The sequence below is a fragment of the Actinopolyspora sabaoui genome, assembly GCF_051225635.1.
Classification (GTDB): Bacteria; Actinomycetota; Actinomycetes; order Mycobacteriales; family Pseudonocardiaceae; genus Actinopolyspora.
The window spans coordinates 75,029-94,419 of sequence record NZ_JBMIHH010000006.1 but is presented as its reverse complement, the minus strand read 5'-3'; the positions used below and the strand labels follow the sequence as shown (position 1 = coordinate 94,419).

At 67.0% G+C, this 19,391-nt stretch carries 8 protein-coding genes and 1 tRNA gene; 7 read left to right on the top strand and 2 right to left on the bottom strand.

Annotated features, from left to right (window positions below; translation table 11 throughout):
* The first annotated feature begins 189 nt into the window (after positions 1 to 189).
* From ACOQFL_RS12830 to ACOQFL_RS12810, 5 genes are all read left to right on the top strand, one after another.
* The gene (locus ACOQFL_RS12830; RefSeq protein ID WP_435544375.1) at positions 190 to 1,251 is read left to right on the top strand and encodes a glycoside hydrolase family 62 protein; all 1,062 of its coding nucleotides are present in this window, start codon (positions 190 to 192) and stop codon (positions 1,249 to 1,251) included.
* 233 nt (positions 1,252 to 1,484) lie between these two features.
* Positions 1,485 to 3,122, top strand: coding sequence for a glycoside hydrolase family 43 protein (locus ACOQFL_RS12825; RefSeq protein ID WP_435544374.1), 1,638 nt, complete (start codon positions 1,485 to 1,487; stop codon positions 3,120 to 3,122).
* Positions 3,123 to 3,449: 327 nt separating this feature from the next.
* Positions 3,450 to 4,832 carry an LVIVD repeat-containing protein gene (locus ACOQFL_RS12820; RefSeq protein ID WP_435544373.1) on the top strand — a complete coding sequence of 461 codons (1,383 nt, stop codon included), beginning with the start codon at positions 3,450 to 3,452 and terminating at the stop codon, positions 4,830 to 4,832.
* Between the two features lie 63 nt (positions 4,833 to 4,895).
* A complete protein-coding gene (locus ACOQFL_RS12815; protein WP_435544372.1) occupies positions 4,896 to 5,462 on the top strand; it encodes a DUF305 domain-containing protein in 567 nt (188 codons plus the stop codon).
* Between the two features lie 143 nt (positions 5,463 to 5,605).
* Positions 5,606 to 5,678 (top strand) — tRNA-Ala (locus ACOQFL_RS12810).
* Positions 5,679 to 5,746: 68 nt separating this feature from the next.
* On the opposite strand, the gene ACOQFL_RS12805 is transcribed toward ACOQFL_RS12810, so the two are convergent.
* Positions 5,747 to 6,649, bottom strand: coding sequence for a pentapeptide repeat-containing protein (locus ACOQFL_RS12805; protein WP_435544371.1), 903 nt, complete (start codon positions 6,647 to 6,649; stop codon positions 5,747 to 5,749).
* A 161-nt stretch (positions 6,650 to 6,810) separates the two neighbouring features.
* Positions 6,811 to 7,704: a TolB family protein gene (locus ACOQFL_RS12800; RefSeq protein WP_435544370.1), complete on the bottom strand. Its 894-nt coding sequence runs from the start codon at positions 7,702 to 7,704 to the stop codon at positions 6,811 to 6,813.
* Positions 7,705 to 8,264: 560 nt separating this feature from the next.
* Here ACOQFL_RS12800 and ACOQFL_RS12795 point away from each other — a divergent pair.
* Together ACOQFL_RS12795 and ACOQFL_RS12790 are read left to right on the top strand one after the other, a co-directional pair.
* Positions 8,265 to 19,010: a LamG-like jellyroll fold domain-containing protein gene (locus ACOQFL_RS12795; RefSeq protein ID WP_435544369.1), complete on the top strand. Its 10,746-nt coding sequence runs from the start codon at positions 8,265 to 8,267 to the stop codon at positions 19,008 to 19,010.
* A complete protein-coding gene (locus ACOQFL_RS12790; RefSeq protein ID WP_435544368.1) occupies positions 19,007 to 19,381 on the top strand; it encodes a hypothetical protein in 375 nt (124 codons plus the stop codon). Before ACOQFL_RS12795 ends, ACOQFL_RS12790 begins: the two co-directional genes overlap by 4 nt.
* Positions 19,382 to 19,391 lie beyond the last annotated feature (10 nt).

Sequence of the window (19,391 nt, the reverse complement as noted above, 5' to 3'; positions counted from 1 at the left end):
CGGCAACTATTGGAGCGCTCCCATGAAACGGAGAGATTGGCCGGTTCCAGCGGACGGGATGCCACGGCGAGGTGTCATCTCCCTGCGTGGGCACGGAGATGGGCCAGGGGGCGGGAATCCGGTTAGGACTCTTCCGAGAGATCCGCCCACTCGGTTTCGGGAAACTGTTTCGGTTAGGAGGAGATCCCAGTGCGATACTCACGCTGGTTCGCGGTGCTGGCCGCCGCGATGCTCGCGGTGGGCGGCGTGTCCGCCGGTTACACGGACACGACAGCGAGCGCGAACACCACGGCCGAGCTACCGTCGAGCTTCCAGTGGACCTCGACCGGTCCGTTGATCGGCCCCAAGCCCGACGCGACCCACGACGCCGTCTCCTTCAAGGATCCATCGGTGGTGCGCTACAACGGCGAGTGGCTGGTCTACGGCACGACCGCGAGCGAATCGGGTGGTTGGAATCTGGTCTACACCCACTTCAGCGACTGGTCGCAAGCGTCCTCGGCGCCGCACTACTACCTCGACCAGTCCGCCATCGGTTCCGGATACCGTGCCGCGCCGCAGGTGTTCTACTTCGAACCCCAGGACAAGTGGTATCTGGTCTACCAGACCGGGGTGCCCTCGTACTCCACCACGGACGATCCGAGCGATCCGAGCTCCTGGTCCGAACCGAAGAACCTCATGAACAGCATGCCCGACATAGTCTCCGACAACATCGGTGACGGGCACTGGGTGGACTTCTGGGTCACCTGTGACTCGGCCATGTGCTATCTGTTCTCCTCCGACGACAACGGCCACCTCTACCGTGCGGAAACCACGATCGGACAGTTCCCCTACGGCTTCGGCAACACTCAGATCGCCGTGTGGGACACCCCCGAGGACCTGTTCGAGGCGAGCAACGTCTACAAGGTGGCGGGAACCGGCAAGTACTTGCTGCTGGTGGAGGCCATCGGCAGCGACGGCCATCGCTGGTTCCGTTCCTGGACCGCCAACAGCATCGACGGCTTCTGGAACCGGCTGGCCGACACCGAGCGGAATCCGTTCGCCAGGTCCAACAACGTCACGTTCCCCGGTGGACAGTGGACGGCCGACATCAGCCACGGCGAGCTGATCCGCTCCGGTGTCGACCAGACCATGACGATCGACCCCTGCCGGCTCCAGTTCCTCTACCAGGGCAAGGATCCGAACGCGGGCGGTGAGTACTCCCAGCTCCCGTACGAGCTCGGACTGCTGACCCAGACCAACTCGTCCTGCTAGTACGCCGACACCAGGACGAGGGGAGCGTCCGCCCCGGTACCGCTCGGCCTTCCGTTCGTCCCGGGTGGGATCGGTGGCCGAGCGGCACGATCGGGCCGGAGCGGGTCGGGCACCTGGATCCGCCGGATCCAGGTGCCCGCACGGCCCGGAACTTCCGTCCCGGCGGGGCAGGGCTTCGATCCCGCCGGAATTCCGTCCAGCTCGTTCGTCCGAGAAGTGGAGAGTGTTCCGACATGTCCCGCAGCGACAACACTTACGGCCGCCGCGGAATTCTCGCGGCAGGTGCCGGCCTGCTCGCCGCCGCTGTGCCGACCCTCGGTGCCCGACCCCCGGAGGCTCTCGGTTCGGTGCCGAGCTCCACCGCGAGCACACTCGCCTCGAGTGGTTACTCGAACCCCGTCATCTGGCAGGACTTCGCCGATGTCGACATCCTTCGGGTCGGGGACACCTACTATTACTCGGCCTCGACGATGCACTACTCGCCGGGCGCACCCGTACTTCGGTCGTACGATCTGGTCAACTGGGAGTTCGCCGGGCACTCCGTTCCGGTGCTGGACTTCGGATCCGAGTACGACCTCGACGGTGGCAATGCCTACGTGGGCGGCATCTGGGCGTCTTCGCTCAACTACCGTCCCGCCGACGAGTCTTTCTACTGGCTGGGTCAGATCGACTTCGCGAAGACCTACGTCTACACGGCCCCGGCCGCCGAAGGACCGTGGAACAGGCACGCCACGATCGACAACGTCTACTACGACGCCGGGCTGCTCATAGATGACGACGACACCCTCTACGTGGCCTACGGCCAGACCGATATCAGTGTCGCCCAGCTGTCCCGGGACGCGAGCGGTGAGGTCAGATCCGAGCTGGTCTTCAGCACGCCCCCGGAGGTCGGCACGCTGGAGGGGGCACGGTTCTACAGGATCGGCGGTAACTACTACATCTTCCTGACCCGCCCGGCCAACGGCCAGTACATCCTGAAGTCGTCGAACGGTCCGTTCGGGCCCTACGAGATGCGCGAGGTGCTGCTCGATCTGGACGGTCCGGTTCCCGGTGGCGGTGTACCGCACCAGGGTGGTCTCGTGGACACACCTGACGGCGACTGGTATTACATGGCCTTCGTCGACGCTTATCCGGGCGGCAGGGTTCCGGCATTGGCCCCGATCACGTGGACCTGGGACGGCTGGCCGGTGGTGCGGCTCGTCGACGGTGCCTGGGGCGAGAGCTATCCGCTCCCGGAACCGGTACACGAGGTCGAACCGCTCATCGGGGTCGACACCTTCGAGGGGAGCACCCTCGGCCCCGCGTGGGAGTGGAACCACAACCCGGACAACAGTGTGTGGTGGGCCGGTGGTGGGCTGTCGTTGTTGACCGCCACGGTGACCGACGATCTCTACGCCGCCCGCAACACCGTGACTCGCCGGATCCAGGGCCCCACGTCCACCGCGACGATCGTGCTCGACGGCTCCGCGATGCTGGAAGGCGACAGGGCGGGACTGGCCCTGTTGCGCGATTCCTCGGCGTGGATCGGTGTCGATCCGGACGGAGGCACGAACACGGTGGCGATGGTCGACGGTCTCACGATGGACGGTGACTGGAACACCGTCTCGACTGGTACTCGGCGAGCAGAGGCCGAGGTGTCCGGCAGCCGTGTCTGGTTGCGCGTCCACGCCGACATCCGTCCGAACGGTGAGCACCGGGCCAGGTTCTCCTACAGCACCGACGGTGTCGACTTCGAGTTCCTCGGACCGGACTTCACCATGAATACCGACTGGCACTTCTTCCTGGGCTACCGGTTCGCGATCTTCAACCACGCCACTCGGGCACTTGGCGGTCTGGTCCACGTTGAACGATTCGAACTGAGCACGCCGTAGCACGGAGGTGCGGCCGTAGCGGGAAGTCGAGCTGCTTACTTCCGCCGGCAGCCGCCCTGCCTGCGGCAACCGAGGCTACACCCCCTGGCGGCTGTTCCACTGGGAAATACGTCAGGGACAGGTTTCCCCTTTCGGTCGAGTAGGTACTCCGTTCAGCGCAGCGCGTGTTACGGCTTATGGCTGTAATGTCTGCTGTGCGAGGCGTAAATACCCGATAGGACCCTGTCTGGAGCCATTCCGGCGTGTGACGATCCTCGCCGGAAAACTCGGGATTTTCCGACTCGAGCGGCGAGTCCTGAGTGGTGGATTTTCAGGGAGGTTGACCGAATGCTGGAGTTTCGGGGCCGACGGCGATCCCGGAGGCCGCTCGCGCTCGGCTTGGCCGCTGCAGTCACCGGACTGGCACTGATCGTGCCGTCCGTCGCCGCCCAGCCGCCGGGTGACGACGTGCAGCACAGCAACAACGTTCACCCGGTGGCCAACGTGCCACGGCAGGGTCCGCTGCAGGACTCGACCCACAGCGATCTGGCGTTCTACCAGAACTACGCCTTCCAGGGCAGTTACGACGGCTTCACCGTCTACGACATCTCCAAGCCGCACAAGCCGAAGACGGTCACCCAGGTGCACTGCCCGGGTGGGCAGGGCGACGTGTCGGTGAGCCCGGACGGCAGCCTGCTGTTCCTGTCGGTGGACTACGCGCGCAGCGACTCCACCTGCCAGAGCGAACGGGGTTCCTACGAGGATCCGAGTTCCTGGGAGGGAATGCGGGTCTTCGACATCAGCGACAAGGCGAACCCGCGCTACATCAAGGGCATCAAGACCAACTGCGGCTCGCACACCCACACCATGGTTCCGGGCAAGAACACCGACGACCTGTTCCTCTACGTCTCGTCGTACAACCCGGACCCGGCGTTCCCGAACTGCCAGCCGCCGCACGACTCGATCTCGGTCGTCAACGTCCCGGCCGGTAGCCCGAGCGACGCGAAAGTGATCGCCGAGCCGGTGCTGTTCCCCGACGGTGGCGCGGCGGGCACCGCCGGCTGCCACGACATCACGGTCTACCCGGAGTACGATCTCGCCGGTGGCGCCTGCATGGGCGATGGCGCGCTGCTGGACATCTCCGACCGCGCCGAGCCGCGGGTGATCACCACGGTGGAGGACCCGAACTTCGCGTTCTATCACTCGGCCACGTTCACCAACGACGGCAAGAGCGTCCTGTTCACCGATGAGCTCGGTGGCGGTGGTGCGCCGACGTGCAACGAGGACGTCGGTCCCAAGAAGGGCGCGAACGCGATCTACAACATCACCGGCAGCGGGGACAACCGCGAGCTCGAATTCCAGAGCTACTACAAGATTCCGCGTCACCAGACCGACACCGAGAACTGCGTGGCGCACAACGGGAACCTGATCCCGGTTCCGGGCCGCAACGTCTACGTGCAGTCCTGGTACCAGGGCGGTGTGTCGATCTTCGACTTCACCGACACCACCGCGCCGAAGGAGATCGGCTACTTCGACCGCGGTCCGGTCAACGAGGAGTACCTGACCCTCGGCGGTTCCTGGTCGGCGTACTACTACAACGGTTACGTCTACTCCAGCGACATCACGCGTGGTCTGGACGTCATGAAGGTGACCGGCTCCGGAATGGGCCATGCCAAGCAGGTCCAACTGGACGTGCTCAACCCCCAGACCCAGTACTCGTACCCCGAGTGATCCGTCCTGTCGCCGGGCCCGGTCGCACCGGGCCCGGCGGCGGGAGTTCGGAAGGGAGCAGGCATGTTCCTGCGGAAACTTTCCTTACTGGTGGTGCTGCTGATGACGGGTCTACTCGGTGCCGGGACCGCGAGTGCGGCCACCCAGGCGTACAACGATGCCGACGCCGAGTTCACCAGCATGATGATCCCGCACCACTACCAGGCGATCGTCATGTCCGAACTGGCTCCGGACCGCGCGGCGGATCCCGAGCTGAAGTCGCTGGCGGACCGCATCCTTACCGAACAGAGCCTGGAAATCCAGATGATGCGGGGCTGGCAGGGCCGCAACGGCCTGCCGGTGACCGATCCGGAAACCGCCTACCAGGATGTGCTGGACAATCCCGAAATGCTCGAGCGGATGGGAATGGCCACCCGGGAGGAGATGGACCGGCTCGCGACGCTTTCCGGGGCCGAGTTCGACCGGATGTTTCTGGACCTGATGATCCCGCACCACGACGGTGCGGTCGCGATGTTGCGGGACGTGATCCTCAACGGCAGCGATCGGGAGCTGAACCAAATGGCCCAGGACATGATGTCCACGCAGAAGGCCCAGCTCGCGATCATGCGCGACATGCGCGCGTCCGTGTGACGTGAGCGCGCCGTGCCCGGGTCGTGACCGGCGGCCCGGGCATTCGCGTGGGTGGGGCCGGAACGGCTCTCGCGCGGGACGTGTATCGTGTCCGAGCGCGGGATGAACAGTACGACGAACTGAACATCCGTGCCGAGACGAACGGGGCTGTGGCGCAGTTGGTAGCGCACCTGACTGGCAGTCAGGGGGTCACGGGTTCGAGTCCCGTCAGCTCCACAGTGAATACTTCGACCCACTCCGCGTCCGAGCCGGCCGATGCGGGTGGGACGCCGGGCTTTTCCGGATCACCAGTGCGCGGGGCGGGAAACCGTTTCGGGCAAGCCGGTTCGCGCGTCCCCAAGAGCGCTGTTGACCTGCGGCTGGGTCAGGAACAGGCTGCCGCGCAGGTCAGCCCCGGCGAGATCGGCCCCTCGGAAGTCTGCCCCGATCACGTCGGCGGTGCGCAGATCAGCGTCGGTGAGCCTCGCACCGATCAGGCAGGCCCCGCGCAGGCCGGCGCCCCGCAACTCGGCCCCGCTCAGATCGGCGCCCAACAGGTCGGCCCCGCGATGGTTCACCCCGTAAGCCGGGAGTCCCTCGCGCGCCAGCTCGCTGGTGCGCAGCAGCAGTGGGTTGATCTCCTCGCGGAGCGCGTTCGGATCCAGTGCCACTAGCGCTTCGGCGTTGAGTTCGGTGAGGCCCTCGACGCGGTCGAATGCGGCCCGCAGTCCCTCCCGCAACTCGCGGGGCCGCGCCAGTTCCACTGCCTCGGTGAGGTACCAGAGCAGTTCGTGCAGCTGGCGCATCATCCCGAACGAGTCGAACATCGCCCGTGCGGTGTGCGGCGCCTCTCGCCAGTCGGTTCCCGCGAAAGTGCGTTGCGATATGCGCTGCCCGGCGCCGAAGCAGTCGAAGGTGACGCAACCGGCGAAACCCTCCTCCCGCAGCCGGGAGTGAATGCCGCAGCCGAAGTCCGCCAGCAGATTCCCGCAGGGAGTTCCGGCTTCCTTGTCGACGGGGAAGTCGGCGGAGACGGCGAAGGGCAGCGCGACGCAGCACAACCCGAAGCAGTTCGAGCAGTCGGCTCGCAGCTCGCTACGGTCCTGCTTGCCGGAGGTCGGTGCGGTGTGGTCGGACACGCTGCTCGGGCTCCTGCCTGGGAAAACTGATCTGTCCGGGCCACTCTGTGCGGACCGGGGTAGCCACATAGCCCCGCAACTGGGACGCCGCCATCATCCCGCGCTCACCTGCCGTCGCTCGTGCCGGTCCCGGTACGCTCGGACGTGGTGTTCCGCCGGTACTCCCAGTGCGGCGACGGTGTGAATTTCTCCGCGAAATTGTCGGGCCGTCCGCGCGGACCGAGCCGAACTCAGTAGGAGACGAACGCGAACCGACCGCTGTCGGGAGCCCAGTTGCCCACGTTGCTGGTGCCCTGCCCGCCGAACAGCGGGAAGGTGCGGATCGGGGTCTGCCAGTCCGCGGTGGAGACCACGTGGATCGCGACCTCGGTGTCGGGCGGGTGCCCGAGGGTTCCGGCCGGATAGGACAGGTAGTTCGCGTACCTGCCGTCGGGGGAGACGTGCGGGAACCAGTCCACGGTGGCCGAGCTGACCAGCCGGCGAGGTGTTCCCCCTTCGGCGGGGATACGTGCCAGCTGCGCGTGGCCGGGCTGCTCGCCGAACGACTCGTCGTTGAACACGATCCAATCGCCGTCGGGCGAGTACTCCGGCCCGTCGAGGTGTCCCGGCCCGGTTTCCAGCAGCCGCACCGGGCCACCCGCGGCGGGCAGCACCGCCAGCTCCCCGGCCGTGCCGTCTCCGCTGCTCGGCAGCAGCACGCACGCGAGGCTCTCCCCGTCCGGACTGACTCCGTGCAGGTAGTGCCGCCACCCGTCGTTCTCGGTCAGCCGGGTGGCCGCGCCTCCGGTGAGCGGGGCGGCGTAGATGTGCCCGTCCTTGGCCGTGACGTAAACGGTCCGACCGTCCGGCGAGGGCACGTGATCGTTGTTGATGTCCGGCACCCCGGTCAGCGGGATCCGTTCCACGTCGTCGGGGCGCTCGACGTCCAGCCGCCACAGCGCTCCGTTCCCGTTGAGCAGCAGCGCGCTGTCGTCCGGGGTCCAGTTGGGTGCTTCGAGCAGGATCTCGGCGGTCTCGAACAGTTTCCGAGGTTCCGGGGAGTCCGGGGCGGCGAGCCACACCACGGTGCGTTGGCCCGGCGCCAGTCGCCGGTAGTTCCCGCCCTCGCGCGTGCTGTCGGTCATGTGTCCATCCTCCGGGGCGGGCCACGGCCCTCGACGTCGGGGCGGTTCGTCATTCGGCGACAGACGTCGTCCCCCGGAACGAACGGAGAGCACGCCGTTTTCCCGACGGATTCTTTTTCGCGCTCGGTGATGCAACCGAACATTCATGAATCACGTCTTCGAAACGAAGAGTGTTTTCACGGTGAGTGATCGAACCCGCTGCGCGTGTATTTTAATTGTCAAACGATTTTTTGTCCATTTCGAAAATTGTGAAAACGAACACCGCGCGAACCGGTTGATCCGCACGAAAAGATCACGAAGAGATATACCCTCTTCAATTCACGTCAGTTTCACGGCTAAGTTCCGCCGGGCGTTTCGACGGCCGGGGCCGGATTGCCGGTTCCGCCGCGTGACGCCGGTACGTGCAGTTCGGAATCGAACGGGTACGGGTCCGGTGTGGTCACACCGCGTTCCGTCGCTCCGGCGTGGTCGGTGCTCCGCTCGGTTCCACTCGGGTCGTGGTCGGCTCTCCGCTGTCGCGGTGAGGCGGGTCGCGGCTCACGGCTGGTGAGGAACTTCTGATGAGCTACGACGCGCGCCGTGGCAACACGCTGCGTCCCGCGAGACCCGGATCGCTGCTGCTCGCGTTGGCAGTGGTCATGGGTCTGATCAACGCCCCGCAGTTGCAGGCGCAGGCCGCCACGCAGGGCGAGATCCCGCAACAGGAGCAGGGCAGTGCGGCAGGCCGCTCCCACGAGGCGTCCACGGAGGACACCTCGGCCGAGGACGACTCCGGGGGGAAGCCGCACAACGCGCCGCCCGCCGATGGGCTGCCCTCCGACGAACGGCCGCCCGCACCGGAGCTACCGCAGCAGTTACCGGAGAAGGCGAAGGTAAGCATCGGCTCCGAACCGGACGCCACCACTCAAGGGTTCGACCCCAGCAGCAGCCGTGAGCTCAAGAGTGAGCGCTCCAGCCAGAGCCAGACCTTCGCCAACGCCGACGGCACCAGGACGCTGCGCGTCTACCAGAGCCAGAAGTTCGCTGAGACCGCCGACGGCGGTCTCCAGCCGGTCGACCTGACCCTGGAACAGGACGGCGGCGTCTGGAAGACCACCACCGACTCGCGGACCAAGAACTTCGCCGACGCGGCGAACACCTCCGAGATCGCCTCGATCGAACTCGCCGACGGCAGATCACTGGGCTTCCGGGTCGCCGACGCCGCCGACGTCACCGCGAAGGTCTCCGGCAGCTCGGTCACCTACCCGGGAATCCGGCCGCAGGCCGACCTCAACCTGCAGGCCACCGCGGTCGGCATCAAGGAGACCATCCGGCTGAAGTCGGCCGACGCGCCGACCGTGTGGGACTTCCCGATGAACATCGGTGACCTCACGCCGGAGCTGCACGAGGGCTCGGTGCTGCTCAAGGACTCCGAGGGTGGTGAGGTCCGCCACGTCATCCCACCGGGCTACATGGTGGACTCCAACGTCCACCCCCGCTCCGGTGAGGGCGTGCGTTCCGACGGTGTGAAGTACGAGATCGTCGGTGACGCCGAGCAGCCCGTGCTGCGGGTCTCGGTGGACGAGGAGTGGCTCGCGGACCCGGAGCGGGTCTTCCCGGTCAAGGTCGACCCGAGCGTGGTCGGCAAGGACACCGACGGCACCACCTACGTGCAGTCGCCCTACGACAGCGACTACTCGGGCGAGCCCAACATGAGCGTGGGCACCTACAACGGCGGTGGCAACAAGGCCGCGGCCTTCCTGAAGTTCGACTCGATCAGCTCCGAGCTGGCGGGCAACTACGTCCTCGGTGCCAGGTTGCGGATGTTCGAGACCTGGTCCTACTCCTGCGATCCCAGGCCGGTGCGGGTGCACGAGGTCACCCAGCCCTGGTCGGTGCAGGGCAGCAAGAGCTATCCCGGCCCGGCCACCGGCGCGGAGATCGCCCGCAAGAGCTTCGCCCACGGCTACAACGACAGCTGCGGGTCGCAGTGGGTGGACATCCCGCTGGGCAACGCCGGGCGCGATCTGGTGCACGGCTGGACCCACGGCGAGCCCAACCACGGCCTGGCGCTGCGGGCGTCGGAGACCGACTCCAAGGGCTGGAAGAAGTTCGCCAGCGCGGCCTCGGCCAACCCGCCCTACCTGGAGGTCACCTACACGCCGTACTGGGCCGACTACGAGCTCGGCGGCATGAGCCCGGTCGTCACCACCAGCGACGACGGCCGCATGAGCGTCACGGTGACCAACCGCGGGCGCGACACCTGGACCCCGGACAACGACTACAAGCTGGGTTACCGGCTCTGGGACGCCGAGGGCAACGAGCTGCCGCGCACCTCCACGGCGTGGACGGACATGCCGCACGACGTCGCTCCCGGACAGACGGTCACCCTCGACGCCCGCGTCGAGAAACTGCCGCCGGGTGAGTACTCGCTGCGCTGGGACATGGACCACTACGGCACCAGCCGGTTCTCCTCGACCGGGGCGCCGATGTCGGCGTCGGTGGCGTTCACCGTGCCCAACCAGCCGCCCGCCGTGGACTCCATGTCGCCGCCCAGTGACTACAACGCCTCGGTGCTGACCCCCACGCTCGCGCTGACCGGCCACGATCAGGACGCCTACCCGGGCGAGGGCATCAACTACCGCTTCAAGGTCTGCTCCGCGCCGGGTGAGGACTGCTTCAACTCCGGCTGGGTGGACTCCCCGGTCTGGTCGGTGCCGGAAGGCGAGCTCACCTGGGGCGAGAACTACGTCTGGTACGGCCAGATCGGCGATATGCGGATCGCCAGCCCCTGGACGCAGGGCTCCCACCTGACCACCAAGGTGCCGCAGCCGCCGGTGACCAGCCACCTCTCCTCCGGTGACGAGGTCGGCGGGCGCGTCGACCCCGGGGTAGGCAACTTCGCCGAGGTCGAGACCGACGCCGAGATCGCCGCCGTGGGGCCGGAACTGTCAGTGGCGCGCTCCTACAACAGCCTCGACCCCAGGCGGAACCCGGTCTTCGGCTCCGGCTGGTCGACCAAGTGGGACGCGCGGGTGGTGCCCGACGACGACGGTTCCGGCAACGTCGTGGTCACCTACGCCAGCGGGCAGCAGGCCCGCTACGGGCGGAATCCCGACGGCAGCTACGCCACCCCCTCCGGCCGCACCGCCACGCTGGTGCGCACCGAATCGGACGGTTGGACGCTGCGCACCCAGGGCGGCCAACGCTACGAATTCGACTCCGGTGGGCGGCTGACCAGGATCGTCGACGCGCAGGGGCGCGAGCAGCACCTCTCCTACGACGGCTCGGGCAACCTCGCCACGGTCACCGACGCCACCTCGGGTCGTTCGCTGCACCTGACCTTCTCCGACGGGCACGTCACCGAGATCAGCACCGCCCCGGATCCCGTGCTGACCTGGTACTACCACTACGACGGCGACCGGCTCACCAGGGTCTGCGACCCCACCGGGGCCTGTGACAACTACACCTACACCGACAGCTCGCACTACCGCGCGGTCACGCTCGACGCCAACCCGCGCGCCTACTGGCGACTGTCCGAACAGTCCGGCACCGCCGTGACCAGCGAGGTGCCCGGCTACTGGGAGTCCAAGGAAGCCACCTCCCACAACCTCACCCACGGCAGGCCCGGCCCGATCGCGGGCAGCTCCACCACCGCGGCCGGTTTCGACGGCTCGTCCAGCTACGTCCAGCTGCCCGACGACATGGTGCGCAACTCGCAGTACCTCGCCGTGGAGATGTGGTTCAAGACCAGCAGTTCCAGCGGTGAGATGCTGTTCTCCACCGGCTACGACCGGCCGGGCACCGCGAACCCGAGCGACGCCGCCATGCCCGCGCTCTACGTGGGCACCGACGGCAAGCTGCACGGCCACTTCTGGAACAACAAGACGGCCGGCATCGCCAGCGGTTCCGCCGTCAACGACGGCGAGTGGCACCACGTGGTGCTCTCCGGTGCCCGCGACACCCAGACGTTGTTCCTCGACGGGCAGACCGTGGGCAGTCAGAGCGGCGAGATCGACAATGTCGACCCGCTCAACCACGTCGGCGCGGGCTGGTTCAACTCCCGCGACTGGCCCGCCGCCCCGAATGCGACGTGGGACTACTTCGACGGCGACATCGCCGAGGTAGCGATGTATCACCAGCCGCTGGGCCGGACCGTCGCCGCCGAGCACTACGCGGCCCGCACCGCCACCGAGCAGCTGACCTCCATCAAACGCGCGGGTGGGGCGTACGCGGCCGAGATCTCCTACGACCCGGCGACCGCCAGGGTGACCAGTTACACCGACTCGGACGGCGGCACCTGGCAGGTCGGCGAGTCAACCACCGAGGGCGACGGGTTCCGCTACGGCGAGGCCGTGAGCGGCTCGCGCCCGAACGCCCACTGGCCACTGCGGGAGAACGAGGGCACCACCGCGCGCAGCGATCCAGCACTGCGGCGTGCCGAGTACCACTCGGTCTCGCGCACCTCCGGCCCGTTCCCGGACACCGCGGCGCGTTCCTTCGACGGGCAGAGCTCCTACGTTCAGCTGCCGGACGACACGCTGACCGGCAGGAAACGGCTGGCGGTCGAACTGTGGTTCAAGACCTCCAGCACCGACGGCGGTGTGCTGTACTCCACGGCCAACAATCGCCCGGACGACGAGAACCCCACCGGCGGCGCCATGCCGGTGCTCTACGTGGGCACCGACGGCAAGCTGCACGGCCACTTCTGGAACGCCAAGACTGAGGGTGCGGTCTCGGCGAACCAGGTCAACGACGGCCAGTGGCACCACGTGATGTTGTCCGGCAAGCCCGAGCAGCAGACGCTGTACCTGGACGGCAGTGCCGTGCAGACCCTGCAGGGCGAACTGCAGAACGTCGACCCCTACGGCTACGTCGGAACCGGGCTGCTCAACGGCCTGAACTGGCCCGCCAAACCCGAGGGCACCTGGGGCTACTTCGAGGGTTCGATCGGTCAGGTCGCGCTGTATCCCTACGGGGTCTCGGCCTCCGACGCCCAGGAGCACTACGCGGCGCGCGGCGACGCGGCCGACTACCGGGCGGCCGTGCGCGAGGAGAACGTCCACACCCTCTGGACGCTGGGTGATCCGGCGGGCAGCACGCACGCCGAATCGGTGCACGCGTTGACCGACGCCACCTACCACGGTGTGGACAAGGGCGTCTCCCCGCCGATGCGCGGCGCGGGAGCCGTCGGTTTCGACGGGCAGAGCTCGTACGTGCGGCTGCCCAACAGCCAGGCGCGCGGCCGCAGCCGCCTGTCCGTGGAGATGTGGTTCAAGACCTCCAGCTCGGCCGGTGGGGTGCTCTACGCCACCGGTAACCAAGCACCGAGTGTCACCGACCCTCCGGGCGGTGCGATGCCGGTGCTCTACGTGGGCACCGACGGCAAGCTGCACGGCCACTTCTGGAACAACGAGGTTTCCGGGATCGTCACCGACTCGGCCGTCAACGACGACGAGTGGCACCACGTGGCGCTGTCGGCCGCCGGCGATTCGCAGCGGCTCTACCTGGACGGCGACATGGTGGGATCGCAATCGGGGGAGGTCGACAACCGGGACCGCTACGACTTCATCGGTGTGGGCCAGCTCGACTCCAACGACTGGCCCGCGCTGCCCGACCAGGTGTGGAACCACTTCGAGGGCTCCATCGGCGAGGTGGCGCTCTACCACCGGCCGCTGGACAGCGCCAGCGTGGCCGACCACTACTCGGCCAGGAACGCGGCCACGGCCGTGGACATCACCGGCCCGGACGGCGGGGTCCGCACCTACACCTACGACCCCAACGCCGGTGGCCGGACCATCTCGGTGACCAATTCGGACGGCGCCACCAAGGTGTACGGCTACGACACCGGCGGGTTCGTCAACCGGATCACCGACGCCAACGGGAACACCACCAGGATCTCCAACGACGAACGCGGCAACCAGCTGTCCCGCACCCGGTGCCGCACCGACGGCACCGAGAAGTGCTACACCAGCTACCGCTCCTACTACCACAACCCCGACGACCCGCTGGACCCACGCAACGGCAAGGTCACCGAGTTCCGGGACGCCCGTTCGGGCTCCGAAACCGACGACACCTACCTGACCACCTACTCCTACAACGCCGCGGGCAAGCTCACCAGCACCTCGGAGCCGGGGGAGACCGGCGGTGCCCAGCGCACCACCACCAACACCTACACCACCGGCGACGAAACCGCACCGGACGGCGGCACCCAGCCACCCGGGCTACTCGCCTCCGAGACCGACCCGGCGGGCAACACCACCAGCTACACCTACACCAGCGCCGGTGACCTGGCCAGTGTCACCGACCCGGCCGGGCTGGTCACCGAGTACGACTACGACGGTCTCGGCCGCAAGACCACCGAGACCCAGATCTCCGACAGCGAGCCGGACGGGCTGACCACCACCTTCGACTACGACCAGGCCTCCAGGTTGGTCGAGAAGGTCGGGCCCGAGACCGAGAACGCCGTCACGGGCGAGCTTCACCAGCGTCGGGTGCGCAACACCTACAACGGTGACGGCAGCATCGCCGAGACCACGGTGGACGACGCGCTGGGCAACGACCCGGCCCGCACCACCTCCTACACCTACGACAACCGGGGCCGCCGCCTGGAGGTCACCGGCCCCGAGGGCGGAGTCACCCGCACCGAGTACGACGAGTTCGGCGAGGTCGTGCGCCGGGTGACTCCCGCCGGGACCGAGTACACCTACAGCTACACCGCCGCCCGGCACCAGCTGGCCACCATGACGGTGACCGGGTTCAGCGGTGACGGTTCCGAACCGCACGACGTGGTGCTGGAGTCCCGCGCCTACGACCCGGCGGGTCGGCTGGCCAGCGTCACCGACGCGATGGGCCGCACCACCACCCGCACCTACTACGACGACGGGCAGCTCGCGGCCGAGCGGCTGCTGGACTATCAGGACCCGGAAACCGGGAAAACCCGTGACCTGCTGCTGCGCAGTTACGAGTACCTGGGCAACGGCTCCGAGTCGCTGGTGGTCCGCGGCGACGGGCAGTACAGCACCAGCACCGAGTACGACCCCGCCGGGCGCCCGGTGCGCAGCACCGACCACGAGGGCGAGCAGGTGCTGCGCTCCACCGAGACCAGCTACGACGCGGTCGGCAACCCGATCGAGGTCATCGACCGGAACCCCCAGGGCGAGATCGTCCGGCACGCCGAGAGCAGCTACGACCCGATGGGGCGGCGTCTCTCGAACACCGTCCACACCGGCGGGAAAACGCTGGTGTCGAGGAGCAACCGCGACCAGCGCGGGCTCGTGACGTCCACCGTGGACCCCAGGGGAACCACGCAGGGCGCCGACGCGGCCGAGTTCACCACCGAGTACGGTTACGACGCACTCGGCAGGCGCGTCACCGTGACGCAACCCCAGGTGCGGGCCGAATCCGGCGGAAACCCGGCCGAACCCGTCTCGCCGGTGGTCACCAACGGCTACAACACCTTCGGCGAAACGGTGGCGCAGCGCGGCCCGAACGGCAACGTGACCACCAGCGCCTACGACAAGGCCGGGCGGCAGGTGAGCACCACCAAGCCCGACTACACCCCACCGGGCGCGAGTGAGCCGATCACCGCCACCAGCACCACGAGCTACGACGCCGCCGGACGCGTGGTCAAGAGCACCGACGCGCTGGGCAACACCACCACGTTCGGCTACGACGAACTGGGCAACCTGGTGCGGCGTACCAATCCCGCACGCGAGGGCGAGCAATCCGGCGGCGTGTGGCGCGCCACCTACGACCCGCTGGGCGAGCGGCTCTCGGTCACCGATGTGACCGGCGCCGAACAGCACTACACCTACGACAAGCTCGGCAGGAAGATCACCTCCACCGTGGTGGAGCGCGTGCCGGAACCGACCAGGAACCTGACCACCCGCTACACCTACGACGCACTGGGCAACCCGGCCTCGGTCAGTACGCCCACCGGGTTGACCACCACCTACGAGCACGACGACCTCGGCAATCCGGTGAGCATGACCGACCCGGCGGGCAACACCACCACGTCGGTCTACAACGCGCAGGGCAAGCCGGTCTCGATCACCGAACCGTCCGGGGTGACCACCACCTACGAGTACGACCTCGCGGGCAGGCTGCTGCGCACGGCCGATCTGGACGCCGCCGGTAACGAGGTGCGCAGCCGCGGCTTCGGCTACGACCGGGCGGGCAACCAGGTCAGCAGCACCGACGCGCACGGGGTGACCACCACCCGCTCGTTCGACCCGCTGAACCGGCTGCGCTCGATCACCCGCCCGGTCGCCGACGGCGAGGAGATCACCACCAGCTACGGCTACGACGCGGCGGGCAACGTCACCAGGGCCACCGACGGCAACGGCAACGACACCGTCTACACCGTCAACTCGTGGAACACGACCGAGTCCACGATCGAGCCCGCCACCCAACAGCACCCGGACACCGCCGACCGCACCTACACCACCGCCTACGACGCGCTGGGACGGGTGAAGCGGGAGATCCAACCGGGCGGGGTTACCGTCAGCAAGTCCTACGACGCGCTGGGCAACCTCGTCGGCGAGAGCGGCTCCGGCGCGGAGGCGTCCACCCCGGACCGGAGCTTCGGCTACGACAAGGCCGGGCGGATGACCTCGGCCACGGTGTCCGGCAAGACCAACACCTTCGGCTACGACGACCGCGGCAACCTGGTCTCGGCCAGCGGCCCCTCCGGTGACTCCACCTTCGGCTACGACGACGAGGGCAGGATCAGCGCCACCACCACGGCGGCGGGTGAGGCGTCGTTCGGCTACGACGCGGCCGGACGACTGGCCACGGCGGTGGACCCGCTCACCGGCATAACCGCCACGTACGGCTACGACGACGCCGGGCGCCGCGCCCGCGTGGAGTACGGCAGTCAGGGGACCTACCGCGAATACGGCTACGACGAGCTCAGCAGGCTCTCCTCCGACACGGTGCACCGGGCCGACGATTCGGTCAGCACGGAGCTCTCCTACGACTACGACGTCGCCGACCGGCTGATCAGCAAGCAGAACTCGACGGCCTCGGCCACCACGACCTCGAACTACACCTACGACAAGGCGGGCAGGCTCACCTCCTGGGACAACGGTGACCAGGTCACCCAGTACTCCTGGGACGCGGCGGGCAACCTCGTCGGCTCCGGCGGCGAGACGGCCACCTACGACGAACGCAACCGGCTGCTCTCGCGGGGCGGCACCGAGTTCGAGTACTCGGCGCGCGGCACCGTGACCGCCCGGAGCGCGGGCGGAACCACCACCGACGTGCGGTTCAACGCCTACGGCGAGATGACCGAGGACGGCGGCAAGTCCTACGGCTACGACGCGCTGAACCGGCTGGTCTCGTCCGGGTCGCGTTCACTGTCCTATGCGGGCGATTCGCTGAAGGTGACCTCGGACGGGCAGAGCCAGTACTCCTACACGCCGGAGGGGGCGGCTCTCGGGGTCTCCAGTGGTGGTTCGGCCGGGATCGCGGTGACCAATCAGCACACCGACCTGGTGGGCACGGTCTCGCCGGGTGACGGTTCGGTGTCGGGGTGGCGCTCGTACTCGCCGTTCGGGCAGGTGAGCCGGCAGGAGGGTTCACAGCCCTCGCTGGGGTATCAGGGGCAGTTCACCGATTCCGACAGCGGCAAGGTGAACATGGGGTCGCGCTGGTACCGGCCCGGCACGGGCACGTTCACCTCGCGCGACTCGGCGAATTTGGATCCGACCAGCACGACCGACGCCAACCGGTACGCCTATGCGGGTGGTAATCCGCTGACGCGGGTTGATCCGCGGGGTTACTTCTGGGGTGCTGTGGTCGATGTGGTCAAGGAGGTGTCGGGCTACAACGACGCCAAGCGGTGTTTTCAGGGCTCTTGGGCGGGGTGTGCCTGGACGGCGGCGAACTTCACGCCGTTCGGCAAGATCGCCAAGGGGGTCAAGACCGCCTACAAGGGCTACAAGACCTGGCGCAAGAGTCGGAAGGCCGGTAAGGCCGTTGACGACGTGCCGTCCAGCGGTAGGAAGTTCAAGCGTGGGGGCGGTAAGGCCAAGAGCAAGGCGAAGAGTCGGGGTCGCGGTAGGGGACGCGGCAGGTTCGGTAAGACCGTGGGGCACGTCGGTGGGCGTGTGACTGTTTCCGCTGGTGGTTCGGCGGGTGTGGAGGTTTCGTCGCGGGCGGCGATCGCTCAGGCCAGGGCGGCGGCGCGTGAGGCGGCCCGGTTGGCGGCGCGGCGTAAGCGGGTGCGTGAGGATGCGATGACGCATCACGCCAAGCCCGAGCCGTCGAACATGGTCTCCGACCAGGTGCAGAACAGGTTGGATCGACTGGATAGCCAGGATCCGCTCGAGCTGGGTGTGCTGGCCGCGGATGCCGCCTCGGCGGGGTCTGGGGAGGATGCCGGTGGGTTCGTGCCGGATGCGTTGGGGGCTGTGGGTGGTCTCCGGCGTGGTGGCGGCATGTCCCTTCCGGGGTCGACGCCGGATGTGCCCGGTGGTGGTTCGGCACGGTCGTCGGGCTCTGGCGGTTCGTCGGGTGCTGGTGGGTGTAGCCCGAATAGTTTCGTGCCGGGCACTGAGGTGGTGTTGGCCGACGGGTCGCGGAAGGCGATCGAGGAGGTCGAGCTCGGTGATCGGGTGTTGGCCACCGACCCGGAGACGGGGGAGACCGAGCCGGAGCGGGTGACGGCCACCATCACCGGCCAGGGCCAGAAGGACTTGGTGGAGGTCACCGTCGACACCGATGGTGACCGAGGCTCCGCGACGGAGTCGGTGACGGCCACGGGTGAGCACCCGTTCTGGGTGCCCAACCGGGACGAGTGGGTCGACGCGGCCGATCTCCAGGCTGGGGATCGGGTGCGTACCGCTGAGGGTGAGCAGCGGCTGGTCACCAGCATCCGCACCTGGACCGCGCTGCAGCGCGTCCACAACCTCACCATCAACAACACCCACACCTACTACGCCGCCCTCAACGGCCACGACGAAACACTCGTCCACAACAGCGACTGCGGTTTTGTTTCCGGAGCACTTCAAGGGGAGAAACTTGCGCGAGACTTGCGGTGGGAGTCGGCCAGATCTCCTTTTGCTGACGATGGTCGATTAAATTCCGATGCGATTGCAGAGTCGCGGCAGGTTATACCTGGGCAGAAGATCGGAAATAAAGCGCTCCAGGGTCGGTTTGAGGATAGAGGTGGAGCTTCGCAGTGGGGGAAGTATACTACTGGTACTCATCAAAGTCCGTACGGCGACTACCAAGTGCACTACTATATGAATCATGTTACACGTGAGGTTATGTACGACTATGACTTCAAGGCTGTCATGAATCGCAGAGGAAGCTCGAAATGAAGGTAATATTTATTGGGCAGGAAGGGCAGGAGCCGTGTGCTCTCTGGGGTGCAAGCGCACTTCGTGAAGGGCGAGAATATGTAGTTTTGGAGGCTGAATTTTTGACAGGAGGGGCTAATAAATTTAGAATTGAGGTTAATTGTGGGGAATTTCCTCCATTGTTTGATTCAAGGCTGTTCAAGGTAGTTGACTCCACGTTGTCTTCGGCGTGGACGGTCTCTATCAATTGGGATGGTTCAGTCACTATGGCCCCGCCGGATTGGCAAGATACGGGATTTTGGGAAAATTTTTCTGAATATTTCGATGCGGCGATCGAATCTTACGAATATTGGCGAAATTTTTTGTTTTCGGAATCTCGTTTTGGTGTTTAGATCACGTCTC

Coding starts and splice junctions, on each gene's coding strand:
- ACOQFL_RS12825 (WP_435544374.1), top strand. CDS start 1,485: ATGTCCCGCAGCGACAACACTTACGGCCGCCGCGGAATTCTCGCGGCA.
- ACOQFL_RS12820 (WP_435544373.1), top strand. CDS start 3,450: ATGCTGGAGTTTCGGGGCCGACGGCGATCCCGGAGGCCGCTCGCGCTC.
- ACOQFL_RS12815 (WP_435544372.1), top strand. CDS start 4,896: ATGTTCCTGCGGAAACTTTCCTTACTGGTGGTGCTGCTGATGACGGGT.
- ACOQFL_RS12805 (WP_435544371.1), bottom strand. CDS start 6,649: ATGTGGCTACCCCGGTCCGCACAGAGTGGCCCGGACAGATCAGTTTTC.
- ACOQFL_RS12800 (WP_435544370.1), bottom strand. CDS start 7,704: ATGACCGACAGCACGCGCGAGGGCGGGAACTACCGGCGACTGGCGCCG.
- ACOQFL_RS12795 (WP_435544369.1), top strand. CDS start 8,265: ATGAGCTACGACGCGCGCCGTGGCAACACGCTGCGTCCCGCGAGACCC.
- ACOQFL_RS12790 (WP_435544368.1), top strand. CDS start 19,007: ATGAAGGTAATATTTATTGGGCAGGAAGGGCAGGAGCCGTGTGCTCTC.